Origin of the sequence: Micromonospora sp. KC721, from assembly GCF_004348355.1 — a bacterium.
Taxonomy (GTDB): domain Bacteria; phylum Actinomycetota; class Actinomycetes; order Mycobacteriales; family Micromonosporaceae; genus Micromonospora.
Genome location: NZ_SMJY01000391.1, coordinates 1 through 1,344 on the forward strand (window position 1 = coordinate 1; position 1,344 = coordinate 1,344).

At 72.0% G+C, this 1,344-nt stretch carries 3 protein-coding genes and 1 pseudogene; all 4 read right to left on the reverse strand.

Translation table 11 applies throughout. The features are described from left to right. A pseudogene (locus tag E1182_RS30575) lies at positions 1-348 on the reverse strand (hypothetical protein); the annotation flags it as partial. Positions 349-404: 56 nt separating this feature from the next. After that, positions 405-674, reverse strand: coding sequence for a hypothetical protein (locus tag E1182_RS30580; protein WP_132271198.1), 270 nt, complete (start codon positions 672-674; stop codon positions 405-407). Continuing rightward, positions 671-859 (reverse strand): hypothetical protein, encoded by a 189-nt coding sequence (locus E1182_RS30585; RefSeq protein WP_132271199.1) that lies wholly within the window; start codon positions 857-859, stop codon positions 671-673. The genes E1182_RS30580 and E1182_RS30585 overlap by 4 nt, the downstream gene beginning before the upstream one ends. Before the next feature lie 31 nt (positions 860-890). Beyond that, positions 891-1,202, reverse strand: a complete 312-nt coding sequence (locus tag E1182_RS30590; RefSeq protein WP_132271200.1) for a spread protein — start codon at positions 1,200-1,202, stop codon at positions 891-893. Positions 1,203-1,344: the final 142 nt, after the last annotated feature.

Consider the following 1,344-nt stretch of genomic DNA (forward strand, 5'->3'; position numbering starts at 1 on the left):
GGCGGGTGCCGGTCTGGCCGGTTTGGGGCCGCCGGTGAGGACGAGTTTCGACAGGGCGAGGAACGCCAGCGCGGGCACGGAGGACAGCAGCCGGGAGGAGAAGCTGTCGTTGGCTACCGCGATCTGCGCGGCCAACGAGAGCGCCACGGCGGCGATCAGGATCGACAGCGGGTAGAGCACCGGGGCGTGCGGGTCGCGTCGGCGTCGGCGGCGGATGACCAGCAGCGCCGCGGCGGGGGTGAGTTCGGAGATGACGGCGTTGGACCAGCCGAACCATTCCCCGGTGCCGTGTGGGGCGTGGATCATCGTCCAGTCCTTGACGTGGGTGAACGACGCAGCACCAGCCATCCCGCCGACGGCGAGGAGGATGACGACCAGGGCGACGGCTTCCAGCCGTTCGGAGTTCAGGGCGCGGCGCACCGGGTCACCTCCTGATCGGCCGAGTCGGACACCGGGGCGGGGCGGAGCCAGGCCCGCAGGTTGCGCAGGTAGACCGCGCCGTAGACGAAGCAGGAGACCAGGAACCCCCACTGTTCGGTGACGATGGAGTAGGCCAGCCACAGCACTTGGGCGGCGAGGCCGACGGCCCAGCCGGTCCACGACTTCTTGCCGGCGAGGTAGAGGCCGGTGACACCGACGGCCATCAGCAGCCAGGACCACACCTGCGGGTTCATGCGGCCCACCCCCACATTTCGGCGTCGTCGGCGGCGATCTCGGCGTGCCGGGCGAGAGCCGCGGCAACGATGGCGTCGGCGTGGGTGTCGGGGGCGCAGTAGGGGCAGGTCTGGTCGGGGTCGGTGTGGGACAGGTCGAGGCAGATGCGGCGAATCGGGCGCAGGGTGAGTCGACGGGCAGCCATCACAGGACTCCTCGTTGCGGGTCGGGCAGGGTCAGCGGTGGGTGGGCTTGACGTGGACGCGGATCCACTCCGGCGGCTCACCGGTGGAAGCGACGGCTTCCGAGAGGCAGCGCCACAGCGCCCACGCCTCGTTCGGGGTCAGGTACATGCGGCGCCGGCCGGCACCGACGGCGACGTAGAGGTCGGCGTCGGGAGTGACGCGGACGGTGACCGGGACGGATGCCTTGTCGACGTGCGGGGCGCGCAGCCGGTAGAACCTGCGCGGTTCCTCGGTCGGCTCGTCGGGTGGGTCGGCGTAGGGCATCCGGACCGGAGCCGTGTCGGGCAGCTCGTGGGCGGTCATCGCGGGTCACCTCCGTTCGGGGTGGTGCCAAGGTCGAGGGCACTGAGCAGCGACGGCGGCAGCAGCGGCGCTGCCTGCTTCGGCGGGGTGGGCCGGTAGGTGCGGCGCCCGTTGCCGCTGGCCGGGACCGCTGGGGCCGGGG

Coding starts and splice junctions, on each gene's coding strand:
- E1182_RS30580 (WP_132271198.1), bottom strand. CDS start 674: ATGAACCCGCAGGTGTGGTCCTGGCTGCTGATGGCCGTCGGTGTCACC.
- E1182_RS30585 (WP_132271199.1), bottom strand. CDS start 859: ATGGCTGCCCGTCGACTCACCCTGCGCCCGATTCGCCGCATCTGCCTC.
- E1182_RS30590 (WP_132271200.1), bottom strand. CDS start 1,202: ATGACCGCCCACGAGCTGCCCGACACGGCTCCGGTCCGGATGCCCTAC.